Annotated in this window: 17 protein-coding genes and 4 tRNA genes; 9 read left to right on the top strand and 12 right to left on the bottom strand. The window is 55.2% G+C overall.

Annotation, left to right across the window (positions count from 1 at the left end):
* The first annotated feature begins 83 nt into the window (after positions 1-83).
* Together prpF and prpD are read left to right on the top strand one after the other, a co-directional pair.
* Positions 84-1,283, top strand: coding sequence for a 2-methylaconitate cis-trans isomerase PrpF (gene prpF, locus HALTITAN_RS18480; RefSeq protein ID WP_051052137.1), 1,200 nt, complete (start codon positions 84-86; stop codon positions 1,281-1,283).
* A 54-nt stretch (positions 1,284-1,337) separates the two neighbouring features.
* Entirely contained in the window at positions 1,338-2,822 is a 1,485-nt protein-coding gene (gene prpD, locus HALTITAN_RS18485; RefSeq protein ID WP_009288001.1) for a 2-methylcitrate dehydratase, read from the top strand.
* Positions 2,823-2,900: 78 nt separating this feature from the next.
* Here prpD and HALTITAN_RS18490 read toward each other — a convergent pair whose 3' ends face one another.
* Positions 2,901-3,182 carry a ComEA family DNA-binding protein gene (locus tag HALTITAN_RS18490; RefSeq protein WP_039860098.1) on the bottom strand — a complete coding sequence of 94 codons (282 nt, stop codon included), beginning with the start codon at positions 3,180-3,182 and terminating at the stop codon, positions 2,901-2,903.
* Between the two features lie 271 nt (positions 3,183-3,453).
* On the opposite strand from HALTITAN_RS18490, the gene pyrF reads away from it, so the two are divergent.
* On the top strand, positions 3,454-4,155 hold the full coding sequence (gene pyrF / locus HALTITAN_RS18495) for an orotidine-5'-phosphate decarboxylase (RefSeq protein WP_009288002.1): 702 nt from the start codon (positions 3,454-3,456) through the stop codon (positions 4,153-4,155).
* Positions 4,156-4,185: 30 nt separating this feature from the next.
* On the opposite strand, the gene lapB is transcribed toward pyrF, so the two are convergent.
* From lapB to HALTITAN_RS18510, 3 genes are all read right to left on the bottom strand, one after another.
* Positions 4,186-5,391 (bottom strand): lipopolysaccharide assembly protein LapB, encoded by a 1,206-nt coding sequence (gene lapB / locus HALTITAN_RS18500; RefSeq protein WP_009288003.1) that lies wholly within the window; start codon positions 5,389-5,391, stop codon positions 4,186-4,188.
* Positions 5,392-5,697 (bottom strand): LapA family protein, encoded by a 306-nt coding sequence (locus HALTITAN_RS18505; RefSeq protein WP_027958442.1) that lies wholly within the window; start codon positions 5,695-5,697, stop codon positions 5,392-5,394.
* Between the two features lie 89 nt (positions 5,698-5,786).
* Positions 5,787-6,083, bottom strand: coding sequence for an integration host factor subunit beta (locus tag HALTITAN_RS18510; protein ID WP_008959540.1), 297 nt, complete (start codon positions 6,081-6,083; stop codon positions 5,787-5,789).
* Between the two features lie 206 nt (positions 6,084-6,289).
* Here HALTITAN_RS18510 and HALTITAN_RS18515 point away from each other — a divergent pair, with 206 nt between their 5' ends.
* Complete coding sequence (locus HALTITAN_RS18515; RefSeq protein WP_039860102.1) at positions 6,290-6,583, top strand: FAD assembly factor SdhE; 294 nt, start codon at positions 6,290-6,292, stop codon at positions 6,581-6,583.
* Entirely contained in the window at positions 6,543-6,971 is a 429-nt protein-coding gene (locus HALTITAN_RS26085; protein WP_230805493.1) for a hypothetical protein, read from the top strand. The genes HALTITAN_RS18515 and HALTITAN_RS26085 overlap by 41 nt, the downstream gene beginning before the upstream one ends.
* Here HALTITAN_RS26085 and nadB read toward each other — a convergent pair.
* From nadB to uvrY, 7 genes are all read right to left on the bottom strand, one after another.
* Entirely contained in the window at positions 6,968-8,575 is a 1,608-nt protein-coding gene (gene nadB, locus HALTITAN_RS18525) for an L-aspartate oxidase (protein ID WP_039860105.1), read from the bottom strand. The two genes, HALTITAN_RS26085 and nadB, sit on opposite strands and share 4 nt — an antisense overlap.
* Before the next feature lie 270 nt (positions 8,576-8,845).
* Positions 8,846-8,932 (bottom strand) — tRNA-Leu (locus tag HALTITAN_RS18530).
* Positions 8,933-9,001: 69 nt separating this feature from the next.
* A tRNA-Cys gene (locus HALTITAN_RS18535) sits at positions 9,002-9,075 on the bottom strand.
* A gap of 11 nt (positions 9,076-9,086) precedes the next feature.
* Positions 9,087-9,161, bottom strand: a tRNA-Gly gene (locus HALTITAN_RS18540).
* Between the two features lie 84 nt (positions 9,162-9,245).
* Entirely contained in the window at positions 9,246-9,794 is a 549-nt protein-coding gene (gene pgsA, locus HALTITAN_RS18545; RefSeq protein ID WP_027958445.1) for a CDP-diacylglycerol--glycerol-3-phosphate 3-phosphatidyltransferase, read from the bottom strand.
* Between the two features lie 95 nt (positions 9,795-9,889).
* Positions 9,890-11,704 carry an excinuclease ABC subunit UvrC gene (gene uvrC / locus HALTITAN_RS18550; protein WP_009288006.1) on the bottom strand — a complete coding sequence of 605 codons (1,815 nt, stop codon included), beginning with the start codon at positions 11,702-11,704 and terminating at the stop codon, positions 9,890-9,892.
* 41 nt (positions 11,705-11,745) lie between these two features.
* Positions 11,746-12,396: a UvrY/SirA/GacA family response regulator transcription factor gene (gene uvrY / locus HALTITAN_RS18555; protein ID WP_009288007.1), complete on the bottom strand. Its 651-nt coding sequence runs from the start codon at positions 12,394-12,396 to the stop codon at positions 11,746-11,748.
* 196 nt (positions 12,397-12,592) lie between these two features.
* Here uvrY and HALTITAN_RS18560 point away from each other — a divergent pair.
* Positions 12,593-12,668, top strand: a tRNA-Ala gene (locus HALTITAN_RS18560).
* Positions 12,669-12,741: 73 nt separating this feature from the next.
* Here the strand turns inward: HALTITAN_RS18560 and argF are convergent.
* Positions 12,742-13,662: an ornithine carbamoyltransferase gene (gene argF, locus HALTITAN_RS18565; protein WP_009288008.1), complete on the bottom strand. Its 921-nt coding sequence runs from the start codon at positions 13,660-13,662 to the stop codon at positions 12,742-12,744.
* Between the two features lie 261 nt (positions 13,663-13,923).
* On the opposite strand from argF, the gene grxD reads away from it, so the two are divergent.
* The 3 genes from grxD (at position 13,924) to HALTITAN_RS18580 (ending at position 16,809) form a co-directional block, all read left to right on the top strand.
* Positions 13,924-14,274: a Grx4 family monothiol glutaredoxin gene (grxD, locus tag HALTITAN_RS18570; protein ID WP_022522910.1), complete on the top strand. Its 351-nt coding sequence runs from the start codon at positions 13,924-13,926 to the stop codon at positions 14,272-14,274.
* Positions 14,275-14,436: 162 nt separating this feature from the next.
* Positions 14,437-16,407, top strand: a complete 1,971-nt coding sequence (gene dnaX / locus HALTITAN_RS18575) for a DNA polymerase III subunit gamma/tau (protein ID WP_039860109.1) — start codon at positions 14,437-14,439, stop codon at positions 16,405-16,407.
* A gap of 75 nt (positions 16,408-16,482) precedes the next feature.
* On the top strand, positions 16,483-16,809 hold the full coding sequence (locus HALTITAN_RS18580) for a YbaB/EbfC family nucleoid-associated protein (protein WP_022522912.1): 327 nt from the start codon (positions 16,483-16,485) through the stop codon (positions 16,807-16,809).
* Positions 16,810-16,812 lie beyond the last annotated feature (3 nt).

Here is a 16,812-nt window from a genome sequence, read left to right on the forward strand (position 1 = left end):
AACGGCCTAGCTGACCAAGTGAACCCGGTGCCTTTAGCTTTTCAGATAAAGCTTGGAGCACCGGGTTATTTTTAGGAGTGGTAATGATGAGCGAGTCAGTTCAAAACAACCGTGTGCCGCAGATAAAAATTCCAGCCACCTATATGCGCGGCGGCACCAGTAAGGGCGTGTTTTTTAAACTAAGCGACCTACCCGAAGCGGCCCAGCAGCCAGGCGTGGCGCGGGATCAGTTGCTACTGCGTGTCATCGGTAGCCCTGACCCTTACGAAAAGCAGATTGATGGTATGGGGGGCGCCACTTCAAGTACCAGCAAGACGGTGATTCTGTCTGAAAGTGAATCGGCAGAACACGATGTGGATTACCTGTTCGGTCAGGTCTCCATCGACAAGCCCTATGTGGATTGGAGCGGTAACTGCGGCAACCTCTCCGCGGCGGTCGGCCCTTTTGCGATTAGCAATGGTCTTGTTGACCCTGCACGTATTCCTGAAAACGGGGTGGCCGAGGTACGCATTTGGCAGGTGAATATACAGAAAACCATCGTCTCACGGGTTCCTATCGTCAATGGCGAAGTGCAGGAAACTGGCGATTTTGAGCTGGATGGCGTGACCTTTCCTGCTGCCGAGATTCCGGTGGCCTTTATGGATCCGGCCGATGGTGAGGGAGCCATTTTTCCCACCGGTAATCTCATTGATCAGCTTGATGTGCCAGGCGTGGGGATATTGAAAGCAACCCTGATTAATGCCGGTATTCCCACCGTGTTTATTAACGCCGCCGACATTGGCTATACCGGCGCCGAGCTGCAGGATGCCATCAATGGTGACAGCCGGGCGCTTGAGATGTTTGAAACTATCCGTGCCCATGGTGCTGTGCGCATGGGGCTAATCAGTGATGTCAGCGAAGCGGGTAAACGACAGCACACGCCCAAAGTGGCTTTCGTAGCGCCGCCGGCGGATTACGTATCATCGAGCGGTAAAAACGTACTGGCGGCGGATATCGATCTGCTGGTGCGAGCGCTCTCCATGGGCAAACTACACCACGCCATGATGGGCACCGCCGCCGTTGCCATTGCTGCGGCGGCGGCCATTGAAGGCACATTAGTGAACCTGGCCGCCGGTGGCGGTAAACGAAACGAGGTCACCTTCGGGCATCCTTCCGGCAGCCTGCGGGTGGGAGCTGAGGCAAGCCTGGTGGAAGGGCGTTGGCATATCGAACAGGCACTGATGAGCCGCAGCGCGCGGGTGTTGATGGAAGGATTTGTGAGAATTCCTGGTGACAGCTTTTAGGACGCATTCCTTGGGCCATACTGAGTAGGTGATTCAACAGTAGGAGATAGATCCATGTCTGCCACATCCGAAGCCAATGAGCGGCCCGATTACGACCCCGAGCTACAGGCTATTGCCGATTACGTACTCAATTATCAGGTGGCGTCCGATGAGGCATTGGAAACCGCCCGCTACTGCTTAATGGATACGCTTGGCTGCGGGCTGTTGGCGCTGCGTTTTCCAGAGTGCACAAAGCACTTAGGCCCGATAGTGGAGGGCACGGTAGTACCGTTTGGGTCGCGGATACCGGGCACCTCGCTTCGCCTTGACCCGGTTAAGGCGGCGTGGGATATCGGCTGTATCATTCGCTGGTTGGATTATAACGACACTTGGCTTGCCGCCGAGTGGGGGCACCCTTCCGACAATCTTGGCGCGATACTCGCCGTTGCTGACCACCTTTCCCAGCAGCGGGTTGCACAAGGCGACGCTGCGCTTGCGATGCGCGATGTGCTCAACGCCATGATCATGGCCCATGAGATTCAGGGCGTGCTGGCGCTGGAGAATAGCTTCAATCGGGTTGGCCTCGATCACGTGGTGCTGGTGAAGGTCGCCTCTACGGCGGTGGCCGCCAAGCTGTTGGGCGCCAATCGTGAACAGTTGCTCTCGGCGCTTTCACACGCCTGGGTGGATGGTCAGAGCCTGCGCACCTATCGTCATGCGCCAAATGCTGGTTCACGTAAAAGCTGGGCCGCAGGGGACGCCACCTCACGGGGCGTGCGCTTAGCGGATATCGCCCTGCGCGGTGAAATGGGTATTCCCAGCGCGCTCTCGGCGCCCCAATGGGGCTTCTACGATGTGCTGTTCAGTCATGCCAACAAAGATTTGAGCCTCAAACCGGAAGCTGACCGCCGCCTACGCTTTCAGCGGGAGTTTGGCAGCTACGTGATGGAGAACATTCTGTTTAAGATCTCCTTCCCCGCTGAGTTTCACGCTCAAACCGCCTGTGAAGCCGCCGTGACGCTCCATCCGCAGGTGAAAGACCGCTTGGCCGATATCGAGAAAATCGTGCTCACCACCCACGATTCGGCTATTCGGATTATTTCCAAAACCGGCGCACTCGCCAATCCGGCGGATCGTGACCACTGCCTGCAATACATGACAGCGGTGCCGCTTATCTTTGGTGCGCTTACCGCCGAGCACTATGAAGACAGCTTTCATGCAGCTCATCCGCTAATAGATGAGCTGCGTAATAAAATGGTGGTAGAAGAAAACGCCGAGTATTCGGCGGATTACCACGACCCTGAGAAGCGCTCTATCGCTAATGCAGTGCAGGTGTTTTTTAGCGATGGGAGTGCGACCGATAAAGTGACAGTGGAGTATCCGGTCGGCCACCGACGTCGTCGGGAAGAGGGGATGCCGCTATTGGTTGAAAAGTTTGAGCGCAATCTGGCAACTCGCTTTCCGACAAGTCGTTGCCAAAAAATCGCCGAGCTGTGCAGTCATCAAACAACGCTTGAAGCGATGCCTGTACACAAATTTATGGATATGTGGATGATTTAACATGCGCTTTTCACAGTGCCCGGTGCTTATGCACACCGGGCACTGTAGCGTTAACGAGCGACATGCTCTCCAATGAGGCTATTCAAATGTCACTTGATCGCGCATGCGGTCAATGGTGGCAGGCCCAATGCCGCTGACGCGCTCAAGATCTGCAGCGCTTTCAAAGACGCCGTTGGTTTCGCGCTCTTCAATGATCGCGTCGGCTCGGCTGGGGCCGATCCCTGGTAGTTCGGCCAGCAGTTCAGCATCGGCAGTATTGACGTTAATCGGGGCTACATCTTGTGCCAGCACGCCACTGGAAAGCCCTAAGCTAATGCTAAACAGTAGTGCGGCCAGCATTCCTTTAAGTGTCATTTTCATATGCAATGATCCTTTTAATAGCGTTGGTTTTTTGTGTTTACACATGCGACGTCGTGTAGAGGTTTCTACCTGTGCCCGCGTTATCAGTGGGCAAGATAAACGCCGCTGCACTTGTTAACTTAGCCTTATTTAAAGCGTGTTTATGTCAGCGATATATGACAGCAGTTGTAAGATTTTAGCTATGGATATATGGCAAATGGCTTACATGATGAGGGCGCGAGGAGTAGGGAGAGGCTGATATAATGGTCAAAAACGTACTTGGAGTAACGTTGTGGCCACCGATTCCCCGATTATTATTGCCCTTGATTACCCGTCGCTAGACGCCGCGCTGTGCATGGCTGATCAGTTGGATCCCACCCGATGCCGTGTGAAAGTGGGTAAAGAACTGTTCACCCGTAGCGGCCCGGCAGTGCTTGAGGCGCTGCATGGGCGCGGATTTGAGGTGTTTTTGGATCTTAAATTCCACGATATTCCCAATACCGTTGCCAGCGCTGTACAGGCGGCGGCGGAGCAGGGCGTGTGGATGGTCAACGTACATGCCAGCGGTGGGCGGCGGATGATGGAGGCGGCCATGCAACGCCTGGATCAGAACGCCTTAACGACCCATCTAATCGCCGTTACCGTATTGACCAGTATGCAGACCGATGATTTGGCAGAGCTGGGGATCAAAACGCCACTGGCAGAACACGTGGAGCACTTAGCGCTCCTGGCCAAGCAGAGTGGTTTGCAAGGGGTGGTCTGCTCGGCCCAGGAGTCTGCGCGAATCAAAACGCTATGCGGTGAGTCGTTCTTGAAAGTGACCCCTGGTATTCGGCCAAGTTTTGCAGTCGCTAATGACCAACAGCGGACGATGGGCCCCAATGAGGCTATGGCAGCGGGAAGCAGCCACCTGGTCATTGGTCGCCCCGTTACTCAGGCTGACGACCCCATGGTAGCGCTTGAGGCGATTGAGGCGGAGCTAGAGGGGCACTAAATATTTCTGCATACCTTAGCTTTGTGAACACTATTCGCCCTCCACGCCAATGACCGGCTTAATCGTGCCCCAGAAGCGGCAACTGGGGCACTGCCACTGTAACGCGTCGCTAGCAAAGCCGCAGCGCTGGCAGCGATGACGCGTGCGGTTAAGCAGCAGCGCATCGGTATGATGTTTTAGTAACAGTAGGCGCGTATCCGGGGAAGGTTTTCCACTAAGGCGCTGGCTTTCAATATACAGATCGATCAAATAATCCAGCCCGCCTAAACTCGGCACGGCGCGCAATCGCTCACCAATCAACTCAATCGCTTTGTCGACGCCGTCACGCTGATGAACGAGCTGACCTAGGGCAATAATGGTACTGGTGTAAGGCGCTAGCTCAAGCAGGCGATAGAGGTGCGCTTCGTAGCCGGTGTCATCATTATTGCGCATATAGGCGTGCTTAAGGGCAGGCAGCATGGTGGGGATATGCGCTATCTCCTGGCCGGGGATGTTGTCTAATCGCTCAATAGCGCGGGCATAGTGCCCGTTGTCCATCTCTAGTTCGGCCAGCATCAGGGTGGCGCGAACGCATTTCTCATCCAGCTGCAGGGCTTTTTTGAGATGCTTTTTCGCCAGAGGTCGACTGGCTTCACTAATTTCTTCCAGTGCCAGCTCGCATAGCCAGTGCGCCGCGGGGCGACGCATCTTAGGATACTGTTTAAGCAGCGGCTGAATAACGTCAAGGGCTTGCTGCCACGCTTTTTCACGCTCTAATAAGTCGACGAGCAGCTGTTTGGCAGCATAGCGGTGATCATCATCACCGCTATGCTCCAGCAGGGTATTGAGTAGCCGCTGGGCGCGGTCATGAACACCAAGCGCCATAAAATCCCGAGCAAGTTCAAGCTGGATCTGTTCGTTAGTGTGCTGCGAAAGGGCGGGGCGAGCCAATAGGTTTTGGTGAATGCTAACGGCTTTGTCGGCCTCGCCGCGGGCGCGAAACAGCTTGCCGAGGGCGATATGGGTGTGAACCGTGTCACTGTTGACCGCTAGCACGTTGATAAAAGTATTGATCGCTTCGTCGGGCTGCTCATTAAGCAGGTAATTCAGCCCGACGAAGTAGTCCCGGGAGAGGCCTTGAGACGAGGCCGCAGGCGGATGGGTGCGATGTCGGCGGCGTAAGGCTTGGCGATAACCTAACCCGTAACCAATGGCAATGGCGACCAACAGTACGCTTAGCAGCGCGACATCCAGCATTTATGCCAGTTCCTTAAACTCCTGAGTGCGTAGGCTATCGAGCTCTTTACGCTGCTGCTTATTCTGGCGCTGGCTGCGGGCCAGGGTGGCTTTTAGCCGCACGTAGACACCTAGCATGGCGAGCATGCCGAGTATGACGCCAAACACCAGGGTAGCGAGTAGCCAAACCGAGAGTGATACCGCTGGCAGCTCCAGCCAGATAAGGTTTAAGGCAATGGTTTGCTGATTATTAACGGCAAACAGAATGCCTACCAGCACTACTATCAGCAAAATAACGGCTAAAATCAGCCCTTTGATCCAACGCATGTGAGTTTCCTAGTCTGTGACGTTCACGGTAGCGCTATTGTGTACGACTCAAGCGGCGACGTCATCCCACAGAAATTAATAGTCGCGTTTTAGTAGCCTAGTGCTCGACTAGCGTCTACCTGCTCGCGTAGCTCCTTGCCAGGCTTGAAGTGCGGCACATACTTACCTTCCAGATCGACTGCATCGCCTGTTTTTGGATTGCGCCCTACCCGCGGCTCCCGATAGTGCAGTGAAAAACTGCCGAAACCACGAATTTCAACGCGACCGCCGCTAGCTAGAGAATCCGTCATGTCGTCCAGGATAATACGCACCGCCGTTTCAACATCTTTGGCGGATAACTCCGGCTGACGCATCGCAATTTGTTCGATTAATTCAGATTTAGTCATCGGTTGGCTCCCTGCGAACATTGAAGGCCGTGACGCGCTCTCGACCTCGCTAACATCAAATTCAGCATACTGCGCAATTCAGTATAAAACAATTCAGATAAAACAAGGTTCTACACTCTTTAATAGCATAGGCGATGGAGGGCGCTGGCGCGACCCCACAGCTTAGGTATACTGGCCTTTCATTTATATAACTGGAGCGGCTGACGTTGAACGACGATAATTCCCCAGCAGCCATTTTGCGCAAACGGCTTTACTGGCACTCCCGGCGCGGTATGTGGGAGCTTGACCTGCTGCTTATTCCATTTCTTGAACAGCGTTTTGACCATCTTAGCGAAGCGGATCAACTGGCCTACCAGCAGCTCATTGAAGGCGAGGATCAGGATCTTTTTGTCTGGCTGATGCACCGAGAGTGGCCCGAGGAGCCTAGCCAGCGGCGTATCGTACAAATGATCGTTGAACATGCTGAAACCACCGATAATTCTGCCTATCGTACCCTCTAAGTATTGGCTACTAGCCCAATGTGGATTGTTGATCGGCATTGTGGCGCTGAGCTATTGGGTAGGGGGCATGCCAGCGGCGGTGGCGATAACGGTGTTAGGCGTTGTCCTTGGATGGCGCGGCTATCTTCGTCAACCCAAAGGCGTGCTCTCGCTGACGTCGACGGCGCCACAAGTTCAAGGTCGTTGGCTGCGCGAGTCGCAGCCTGAAGAGGGGGCTCTCACGCGAAATGAGGCTCTGGGCGATACGGATCGAGTACGCTGTGACTATCTAGGGCCCTGGTTAATAGGGCTTTATGTGGGTAAGCAGCGGGTTTGGCTCTGGCCTGATAGCGCGCCTCAACAAAGCTTGCGTGAGGCGCGCAAGCTCTTTCATCGTCCGGGCCGCTAGCGGTTTGTTGCTAACGCGTCTGTTAAGTCGTTCATCGCAAGCGAAGAAGCAACGGCTTCAGGCTGCCGGCTAGGCCAGTCGGTGGAGTAATGCAGTCCGCGTGACTCATGCCGCTGCTGAGCGGCGAGAACAGTCAATAGTGCTAACTGTAGGGTCTGGTGCAGGCGTTTGCCTTCCGGGGCTGTTAGGGCTCCCTGAATCTCTTCCACGCTGTTTAGCAGTGACTTCAAGTGCGTCAGGGCAGTACTTAGCCCGGTGGCGCTGCGCACAATGGAGACATGCTGGCTCATGGTGGTGCGCATTTGTTGGCGTATATCGCTGAGTACTGCCTTGGGTAAGACAGTCGCCGCAGCCTGCGCCGGGGGCTGAAATCCGCTACCGCTGGTCGTTTGGCCGTGCTGTTCCACGTCGGCTAACAGCGCTTGTGCACAGCTGCGGGCAAATACCAAGCACTCTAACAGCGAGTTGCTGGCCATACGGTTGGCGCCATGAAGCCCCGTGCAGGCGGTTTCACCGATGGCATAGAGGTTGGCAACGTTCGTGGCGCCTTGCAAGTCGGTGGCGACACCGCCGCAGCTATAATGGGCGGCAGGCACCACGGGGATAGCCTGCTGGGTGATATCAATCCCCCGGCAGGCACAGTGCGCCAGAATAGTGGGGAAGTGGTGGCGAATTGCCTTTTCACCTAAATGGCGAATATCCAACCACACGTGGCCCAGAGTGCTGCGCTGTATTTCTGCATCAATGGCGCGGGCGACGACATCCCGCGGGGCTAGCTCCGCGCGCTTATCCAGCGCCAGCATGAAACGCTCTCCCGCCTCATTGAGCAGATGCCCGCCTTCACCACGAACCGCCTCACTTATCAAAAACGCCGGGCCTTCGGGGTCAAACAGGCAGGTTGGATGAAACTGTTGAAACTCTAGATTCATTAACCGAGCACCCAGCTCAGCAGCCATCATCATGCCTTCGCCGCTACTAGGAGCGGGCGTAGTGGTGTGGCGGTAAAGGCCGCTTGCGCCGCCAGTGGCCAATACAGTATGGCGCGCAGTGAGCGAGTGCCACTGGTGGTTGGCATCGCTGCCATAGGCGCCGCGGCAGGCACCTTGGGGATCTTGTAGCAGGCCAACCACCGTTAGATCGTTGCGCTGGGTGATGTTGGGGTGCTGCGCTACTTTGTCTACCAGCGTATCCACCACGGCACGGCCGGTGGCGTCGTCAGCATGTATGATCCGCCGTGCGTTGTGGCCGCCTTCTCGGGTTAGATGATATGGGTAGCGTGCGGCAGGGTCGTGCTCGGGTGTAAAGGGAACACCCTTATCAATCAGCCACTGAATAGCAGCGGGCCCATGGGTAACGGTAAAGCGAACGGCCTCGATATCGCATAGCCCATCGCCAGCCACCAAGGTGTCATTGATATGCGCGTCAAGGTCGTCATCCGGCGAGAGCACGGCCGCAATGCCGCCTTGAGCCCAGCGGCTGGCGCCTTGATCATCTTGTGCAGGGCGAACCAGCGTCACGGACCTGTGGTCAGCCACTTCCAAGGCAAGGGTGAGCCCAGCGACGCCGCCGCCAATGATAAGTACATCGGATGTTGGCGTGCTCATGGTGCCCGCTCCCCCTTGATACTGACCGAAATATTGCAAACCCTAAACGTCACTAGCTTCGTCGCGCGCGAAAAGTTAGAAGGCAGGCATCATAGCGCGGCGATTAGCGTTTAGCGATGCTTCGGCTTAAGAAATGAGTGATATTCGGGGAGACAATTGCGCGATGTTCGAGTACGCGAATAGGCGCGGTAAAAGGCCGCGTAAAGAAAACCGATACAGGAAATAAATGACTGAAGAAGAAAAGCTGGAGGGGAAGTAAAACAACAGAAATGGTGCCCGGAGCCGGACTTGAACCGGCACGGGGTTGCCCCCGAGAGATTTTAAGTCTCTTGCGTCTACCGATTTCGCCATCCGGGCTATACATCACAAAAAGATCACATCGCAATGCTGTTTCGTTCTACTTAAAACACCATTGCTACACAAAGATGGAGGCTGGAGTCGGAATCGAACCGGCGTACACGGAGTTGCAGTCCGCTGCATAACCACTCTGCCATCCAGCCTCAAAAGTCGTTGGAGCGGGAAAGGAGATTCGAACTCCCGACCCTCGCCTTGGCAAGGCGATGCTCTACCACTGAGCTATTCCCGCTCGACTCGAGGGCGAATTATACGGATCGCCACCGCGTTGTCAATCAATGAATTAGCGTGTGTTCCTTATTTACTTATCAGCAGCTTACATGGAGCGGCTAAGATGCGGCCAGGCGGCTTTTAGGTACTGAATCATCGACCACAGCGTTAGGATAGCGGCGGTATATAGTACTACAACGCCTAACAGCGCAAATTCGTGCGTCGGTGGAAGCGCCAGCAAGATCAGCAGTGACACCATTTGCAGAGTGGTTTTAAGCTTGCCTATCCAAGAAACCGCCACCATGCCGCGTTTGCCCATTTCAGCCATCCACTCACGCAGCGCCGAAATGACAATTTCCCGGCCGATAATCACCAGCGCAGGGAGCGTCAGTACCAGGGTGTCGTAACGCTCGATCAATAGCGCTAGGGCGACGACCACCATGAGTTTGTCAGCCACTGGGTCTAAAAAAGCGCCAAAAGGCGTTGACTGATTCCAGCGTCGCGCTAAATAGCCATCCAGCCAGTCGGTAATGGAGGCCAGACCAAATAGACCGGCCGCCACGGGCATGCTCCAACTGAAGGGTAGATAAAACAGCACCACTAGCAGCGGAATAAAGGCGATTCTCGCCAGTGTCAGTATGTTGGGTATATTCATCGCAGAGAGCGATCCTTGCCGGAAAATCAGAGGATTCGAAGTGTCTGGCCTCATTCTATCCCCCTTGGCCGATGGCATCCATGCCAAACGGGCGTTTATCCGTTGAGTGCTCGGTAAATACTCTCGGCTAACGACGCATTAATGCCCGGTACGCGAGCGAGTTCATCGCGGCTGGCCTTTTGCACGCCCTGCAGGCCGCCGAAAAAGCGCAGTAATTCCCGTCGACGTTTGGGGCCAATGCCGGGGATATCTTGTAGGGTTGAAGTGCGTCGCGCTTTATCGCGCTGAGCGCGGTGGCCAGCAATGGCAAAACGGTGTGATTCATCACGAATATGCTGGATCAAGTGTAGGGCGGGGGAGGCAGGGTCCAAATCTAGCGGATTGTCCGCTGTTTCCACAAACAGGCTTTCAAGCCCCGCCTTGCGCGTGGTGCCTTTGGCGACACCCAATAGAATGATGTTGACGATGTCGAGTTCTTTAAACACCTCGCGGGCCATATTGAGCTGGCCCTTGCCACCGTCGACGATCAGGATGTCAGGGGCGACTGCTTCACCGCTTTTCACGCGCTTAAGGCGTCGGGTTAGGGCCTGCTGCATGGCAGCGTAGTCATCACCGGCGGCTACCCCTTCAATGCGGAAATGGCGGTAATCGCTTTTGCGTGGGCCTTGGTGATCAAACACCACGCAGGAGGCAACGGTCGCCTCGCCGTGGCTATGGCTGATGTCGAAACACTCCAGGCGTTGCGGTGTGTCCGCTAAGCCCAGCGCTTTCTGCAGGGCGGTAAAGCGTTGAGTGAGCTGGGTTTGGTTGGCCAGTTGAGAGGCTAGCTGCTGCTCAGCGTTGGTAATGGCGAGCTGTTGCCACTGGGCGCGGTGGCCGCGCACTTGGCTGGTAACGCGAATGCGCTTGCCCGCCTGTTGGGTCAGCGCTTCGGCAATCAGCTCGCTGTCGTCTAACGGGTGGCTGGTAATCACTTCGCTGGGCACGTTGTGCGGTTGACCGAAATAGTATTGGCTGACTACTTCGGTGAGCAGCGTTTCAAGCGGTAGATCCAGATCGTTTTTCGGCGTGTGATGACGCGCCCCCAGCAGGCGACCATCGCGCACGCTCAACACCGAAACGCCCAGTGCACCGGGGCGCTGGGCGAGGGCGAAAATATCCGCATCACCGCCGCCGGTGTCGACAAACTGGCGTTGCTGAAGCTGGCGCAGTTGCTGAACCTGGTCGCGAAGACGGGCGGCCTCCTCGAAGTTGAGTGCCTGGCTGGCCTTTTCCATCGCCTCCATCAGTTCTTGAGTAACACTCTCACTTTTGCCTTCCAGGCACATCACTGCGTGTTCGAGGTCGCGCCGGTAGTCTTCGGCGGAGATATAGTCGACGCAGGGAGCGCTACAGCGATGAATCTGATACTGCAAGCAGGGGCGTGAGCGATGGGCAAAGACGCTGTCCTCGCAGTTGCGAATATGAAATATCTTTTGCATCAGCGCCAAGCTTTCACGCACGGCTCCGCTGCTAGGGTAGGGGCCTAGGTAGCGACCATCGTCGCTGCGCTGACGGGCGCGCTTATACTCAAGTGCCGGGTAAGGATGGCGGTCGGTAACAAAGACAAACGGGTAGGACTTATCGTCGCGCAGTAAAATGTTATAAGGCGGACGCAATTGTTTGATCAGCGTCTGTTCGAGCAGAAGGGCTTCAGTTTCCGTGCGGGTGACGGTGACCTGAACGTCGGCGATACGCCCCACCATGGCCTGGGTTTTGGTATTCAGTTGACCACGGAAATAGCTGGCTAGGCGTGCCTTTAAGCGCTTGGCTTTGCCCACATAGAGCGTATTGCTTTGCTCGTCGAGCATGCGGTAAACCCCTGGCGAGGAGCTTACCGAGCTCAAGAACTGTTTTGAATCAAAGGTCATATTAGCGTGTCGGTACCCGATAACAGCAGGGAAGATAGGGGTTATATTTGGGTGGCGTCAAACCCCTCGACCAGCCCGTGACGGAGCGCTAAGTGAGTAAGCTCGACGTCGGTGGCAACCTGTAGTTTATCAAAGAGTCGGTAACGATAGGTGTTTACCGTTTTAGGGCTTAAGTGCAGGCGATCGGAGATATCTTGCACTCGCTGGCAGTTAACGATCATCAGGGCAATCTGTAGCTCACGGTGGGAGAGGTGGCTAAACGGATTATCTTCCTCGGTGAAGTGCGAAAGCGCCAGGCGTTGGGCAATTTCCTGACTGACATAGCGGCGGCCATGAAACACTTGGCGAATGGCATCGGTCATCTCTATCGCATCTGCACCTTTGCTTAAAAAGCCTGAAGCACCTGCTTCAAGCATGCGGCGCAGCACGCTGTCTTCCATATGCGCGGTCAAGATCAAGACCTTCACGTCTTCCATGTTGCGGTGAATGCGTCGAGTGGCTTCGAGCCCGCCTATGCCCGGCATGCGAATATCCATCAACACGATGTCGGGTTTTAAATGGCGACACTGTGTTACTGCACTTTCGCCATCGTCGACCTCGCCCACAATTTTAATGTCACACTCTTCATTTAGCAGGTGAGCAATGCTAGTTCTTACTAGGTGATGATCATCGGCGATAAGTACACTGATCAATGGACAGGCTCCTGCTTGGAAACATCATGGACTCAGGCGTTGGCCTTGGACACTACTCTATCTTGTTAACTATATGTGCATATAGAGTGCCACAGCTAACGACAAAGGAGAATTAGTTGTCCGCTGCTGATGTAAAAACTTGACCGCGGTAAATGTTCACCGTAGTATCCGCCTCGCTGTTGGAAAGACAGCACGTGGGGCCTTAGCTCAGCTGGGAGAGCGCAACACTGGCAGTGTTGAGGTCAGCGGTTCGATCCCGCTAGGCTCCACCAACAAAAATTTCACCCAATATTAGAAAAAAGCCTCGTTGTTTAAACGAGGCTTTTTTTGTTTGCAGTAAATCGTTTATTCAGTGACCTTACCCAGAAGCAAAAACTCGATCAACGCTTTTTGTGCATGCAGGCGGTTGCCTGCTTCCTGCCAAACCACGGCACGTGGGTCGTCGAGCAGCGTGTGGCTGATCTCTTCTCCGCGATGGGCAGGCAGGCAGTGCAGGAAGAGGACGTCTTGGTCTGCCTGATCGAGCATGGCTTCAGTAACTTGGAAACCTGCGAAGTCGGCTTCACGTTTCGCCTGCTCCTCCTCTTGGCCCATGGAAGCCCAAACGTCGGTGGTGATCAGGTCGACGTGCTTTACCGCTTCCTGAGGGTCGTGCAGCAGCGTTACTTGATCGCCAGCGGCCGCCATAATATCGGCTCGGGGCTCGTAGCCTTTCGGGCAGCAAATGCGCAGATGGAAACCGAATTGGCGAGCGGCATTGATCCAGGAGTGGCACATGTTGTTACCATCACCAATCCACACTGCTGTGCGTCCCTTTACGCTGCCGCGTAGCTCAGTCCAGGTCATCACGTCGGCAAGTAGCTGGCAGGGGTGGTAGTCATCGCTTAAGGCGTTAATCACCGGTACGCTGCTGGCGCTGGCGTAGGTTTCCAGCCCAGCGTGGGAGAAGGTGCGAATCATCACCGCATCGACCATTTCAGACAGTACGCGAGCGGTGTCTTCAATTGGTTCGCCACGACCCAGCTGAGTATCGCGGGGGGAGAGAAAGAGTGCATGGCCGCCAAACTGTGCCATTCCCGTTTCAAACGAAACCCGTGTACGCGTCGATGATTTTTCAAAGATCATCGCCAGGGTACGGTTGGGGAAGGGTGTGTAAACAGGACCTTGGGCTTTTAGATTAGTTTTGATCGTAATGGCACGCTGGATCAAATAGTCCAGCTCATCTGGGGTCAAATCTAGCAAGGTCAGGAAATGGCGTGTCGCCATAAGGGCTTCTCTCCGCGCAAAAACACTATCCTAGCTATGCTGCAGGGGATGCGCAACGCGAACGGCATGCGTAGAATGCCATATACACGTTAAAGCCGAGCGCTCTACTCAGGTACTATTCTAAGTACGATTTCTTAAGTACTAGTCTCAAGTACCCATTACAAGGGCTAGGTTTTAGAATCAGGTTCAAGGATCTGGTTCAAGGGCTAAGCCTAGTAGATGAGTGAGAGGGCATCGGTCATCAATAAGCGAGGAAATAGAATGAGCACAACTGCCGAAAACATTCAGCGTCAAATTAGCGAAAATCCGATCCTGATTTACATGAAAGGTTCGCCCCAACTGCCTCAGTGTGGGTTTTCTGCCCAGACCGTCCAAGCGCTTATGAGCTGTGGCGAGCGTTTTGCGTTCGTTAACGTTCTGGATAATCCGGATATTCGCGCCGAGCTGCCCAAAATTGCTAACTGGCCGACCTTCCCACAACTGTGGGTAGAAGGCGAGCTGGTGGGTGGTTGCGACATCGTGGTTGAGATGCATCAAAGTGGCGAGCTGGAAAAGCTAGTAAAAGCCGCTGCTGAGCGTGCTGGTGCGGCGGAAGGTGGTGATAACGCCTAGGCGTTGTCTAAAATAGCCCGCTTTATTCAGGCGGTTGGCGGGCTGCGGTGCAACCGTTAGAATGGCGTTTGTTCTCGCATCGTCTTTGTTATGCATCGTGGCCTTTGCCCCACGCTGGCTACAGCGTGGGGCAAGTCAGCCCGCCGAAGGAAGTACAGCTTCATGAGTTATCAGGTTCTGGCCCGTAAGTGGCGGCCTCGCACATTCCACGAACTCGTGGGCCAGGCCCATGTTCAACGCGCCTTGGTCAATGCCCTGGATCAGGGTCGTTTGCATCATGCCTACCTGTTTACGGGGACTCGCGGTGTGGGCAAAACCACCTTGGCGCGTATTCTTGCCAAGTGTTTGAACTGCACGGCTAACGGACGTGGTGATGAGGGCATTACCTCTACACCGTGTGGGCAGTGCGATAGCTGTCAGGCAATTGATGAAGGGCGCTTTGTTGATCTTATTGAGGTCGATGCGGCGTCAAGAACCAAAGTAGAAGATACCCGGGAACTGCTGGACAATGTCCAGTATGCGCCTACCCAAGGGCGTTATAAGGTGTACCTGATCGATGAGGTGCACATGCTTTCCACCAGCAGTTTCAATGCGCTGCTGAAAACGCTGGAAGAGCCTCCCCCTCACGTTAAATTTCTGTTGGCGACCACCGATCCGCAAAAACTGCCGCCGACGGTACTTTCACGCTGTCTTCAATTTACCCTCAAACATATGCCACCAGAGCGCGTGGTGGAGCATCTCACCTATGTGTTGGGTGAAGAGGGCGTCGCTTTTGATGAAAGCGCCTTGTGGCTATTGGGTAAGGCGGCGGAAGGCTCAATGCGCGATGCCATGAGCCTCACCGATCAGGCTATTGCGTTTGGCCAGGGGGCCGTTCGTCATGCGGATGTGGCCGCCATGCTGGGCACCCTGGATCATCGCCATATTCTTGGGCTGGCAGAATCTCTGGCCGATGTGGATGTACAGCGCCTGCTCTCCGAAGTGGCCGAATTAGCCGAGCAAGGCCCGGACTTTGCCGCGGTGTTGGATGAGCTATCGAGCATACTGCACCGCTTGGCAGTGGCGCAGATGGTGCCGGATGCAGTGGATAACAGCCACGGTGATCGTGATGCTATCCTGCAGCTGGCAAGCCGCTTCACTGCTGAAGACATTCAGCTCTATTACCAGATTGGTATTCAGGGGCGTGGGGACATGGTGCACGCTCCTGATTTGCGCAGCGCGTTAGAGATGACGTTGCTGCGTATGTTGGCATTTCGCCCTCAGGGTGTACCGAAACCGCCGCGTACCCCGCTACCGCTTCGCCGCGAGCCTTCTCAATCGGCAGCGACCGAAACGAGTGCCCAAGTAGCAGAGACGCCATCACCGGCGCCGCAGCCCTCGCCAGCAGCTGATGCAAAGCCAGAAGTCCATTCCACACCAGGCGCTCAGCCTGAAACGCCATTAGAGCCAAGCCCTGAGCAGACAGCGTCTGCCGCTGAAGAGGAGCCGCCGCTGCAAGAGCCACCGCCTTGGGCAGTCGAAGCGGATACGCAAGCGTCTGAGGTGGAAGCTCCCCAGCAAGCCTCTGAGCCAGAGGCTATGTCTGAATCAGAACTCGTTACTGAGCCCAAGCCTGTTACTGAGCCAGAGCCAGCCTCAGCGCCTGCACCCGATTCCGAGCCCCAAACGGTGGAGCCCTCAACGGTGTTAGCGCCAGAAGCCTTTCCAGAAAGCCGGCCGGACATTCAGTCTGGCAAGCTGGATAATGCGCAGTGGTTGCAGTGCTTTGATTCTCTTGGCTTGGGCGGCTTAACCCGTAACTTGGCGGGCAACTGCCTGGTCGAGAGTGACGACGGTACGCTGCTGACGCTGCGCCTCGACCCCAGCCAAGAGGCCATGCAGGCGGAAGTACATCAAACCCGCATTGAGCGGGCGCTAAAAGAGCAGGGCATGCCAAGGCGAATAGCGTTTTACGTTGCCGAGTTGTCTAATAGCCTTGAGACGCCACGGCAGCGCGAAGAGCGTCTTAATAAAGAGCGTCATGCCCAGGCGGTTGATCTACTCAATCACGACCCCCATGTACAAAAGTTACAGCAGGCGTTTGGGGCAAAGCTGATAGAATCCAGCGTAAAGCCTGCCAACGCTATGCGCTAAGCTCATTTTCTAGACGCGTGATAGAAACACTCGTTTTAGCTATACCTTTTAACTACGTATGTTGGAGATCAGACCATGCTTAAAGGTGGAATGGGCAACTTAATGAAGCAAGCCCAAGAGATGCAGGAAAAAATGCAGCAAGCCCAGGAAGAGGTCGCCAAAGCCGAAGTCCAGGGTGAGGCGGGTGCCGGTATGGTCAAGGTCACCATGAACGGTCGCCATGACGTTTCAAACGTGACCATTGACCCCAGCGTCATGGAAGAGGACAAAGAGTTGCTGGAAGATTTGCTAGCCGCGGCGGTCAATGACGCAGTGCGCAAATTGGAGGTCAGTTCTAAACAGAAAATGGAAGAAGCGACGGCAGGTTTGAACCTTCCGCCCGGCTTTAAGATGCCGTTCTAAGCA

Source organism: Vreelandella titanicae BH1, assembly GCF_000336575.1.
Classification (GTDB): Bacteria; Pseudomonadota; Gammaproteobacteria; order Pseudomonadales; family Halomonadaceae; genus Vreelandella; species Vreelandella titanicae.

Bases quoted from the DNA above. Each gene is read 5' to 3' on its own strand.
- argF (WP_009288008.1), bottom strand. From the start codon at position 13,662: ATGGCGACACGCCATTTCCTGACCTTGCTAGATTTGACCCCAGATGAG.
- prpF (WP_051052137.1), top strand. From the start codon at position 84: ATGATGAGCGAGTCAGTTCAAAACAACCGTGTGCCGCAGATAAAAATT.
- lapB (WP_009288003.1), bottom strand. From the start codon at position 5,391: ATGCTGGATGTCGCGCTGCTAAGCGTACTGTTGGTCGCCATTGCCATT.
- uvrC (WP_009288006.1), bottom strand. From the start codon at position 11,704: ATGACCTTTGATTCAAAACAGTTCTTGAGCTCGGTAAGCTCCTCGCCA.
- HALTITAN_RS26085 (WP_230805493.1), top strand. From the start codon at position 6,543: ATGCTGAAACCACCGATAATTCTGCCTATCGTACCCTCTAAGTATTGG.
- grxD (WP_022522910.1), top strand. From the start codon at position 13,924: ATGAGCACAACTGCCGAAAACATTCAGCGTCAAATTAGCGAAAATCCG.
- HALTITAN_RS18490 (WP_039860098.1), bottom strand. From the start codon at position 3,182: ATGAAAATGACACTTAAAGGAATGCTGGCCGCACTACTGTTTAGCATT.
- prpD (WP_009288001.1), top strand. From the start codon at position 1,338: ATGTCTGCCACATCCGAAGCCAATGAGCGGCCCGATTACGACCCCGAG.
- HALTITAN_RS18510 (WP_008959540.1), bottom strand. From the start codon at position 6,083: ATGACTAAATCTGAATTAATCGAACAAATTGCGATGCGTCAGCCGGAG.
- HALTITAN_RS18580 (WP_022522912.1), top strand. From the start codon at position 16,483: ATGCTTAAAGGTGGAATGGGCAACTTAATGAAGCAAGCCCAAGAGATG.
- HALTITAN_RS18505 (WP_027958442.1), bottom strand. From the start codon at position 5,697: ATGCGTTGGATCAAAGGGCTGATTTTAGCCGTTATTTTGCTGATAGTA.
- pgsA (WP_027958445.1), bottom strand. From the start codon at position 9,794: ATGAATATACCCAACATACTGACACTGGCGAGAATCGCCTTTATTCCG.
- dnaX (WP_039860109.1), top strand. From the start codon at position 14,437: ATGAGTTATCAGGTTCTGGCCCGTAAGTGGCGGCCTCGCACATTCCAC.
- nadB (WP_039860105.1), bottom strand. From the start codon at position 8,575: ATGAGCACGCCAACATCCGATGTACTTATCATTGGCGGCGGCGTCGCT.